We start from the raw sequence: 563 nt of genomic DNA, 5'->3' as shown, positions 1-563 counted from the left end.
CTCTGAATGAAGTGCCGGATCTCTCTGCGCCTGGCTTAGTGGTGTTCGATATGGATTCCACAGCGATTCAAATTGAATGTATTGATGAAATTGCCAAACTGGCTGGAGTAGGGGAAGAAGTCGCCGAAGTGACTGAACGTGCGATGCAAGGTGAGTTGGACTTTGAACAAAGCTTGCGTCAAAGGGTTGGTAAACTAAAAGGCGCAGATGAAGCAATTTTAGAACAAGTGCGTTCTGAGCTTCCATTCATGCCAGACTTTGAAGCGTTGATTGCGACCTTTAAAGCGCTCGGTTGGAAAACCGCCATTGCATCTGGTGGGTTCACGTATTTCTCTGATTACATCAAAGAGAAAGTCGGTCTGGACTTCGCTCGTTCAAATCAGCTTGAGATCATTGACGGAAAGTTAACTGGGCAAGTGATTGGTGACGTGGTATCTGCGCAAACCAAGTCCGATATTTTGGTTGAACTGGCGGATGAATACGAAATTGAACAGCATAATACCGTTGCCGTTGGTGATGGTGCCAACGATTTAGTGATGATGTCCGCCGCAGGCCTTGGTATT

General features: G+C 46.5%; 1 protein-coding gene. It reads left to right on the top strand.

The features are described from left to right. Nucleotides 1–563 (top strand): phosphoserine phosphatase SerB (serB, locus tag R7O13_RS29545; RefSeq protein ID WP_318305549.1); only part of this gene is annotated, 563 nt, incomplete at both ends.

The organism is Vibrio sp. Y176 (genome assembly GCF_033438945.1).
Note: the sequence above shows the minus strand (reverse complement) of the source record. Positions and strands in the feature narration are given on the sequence as shown.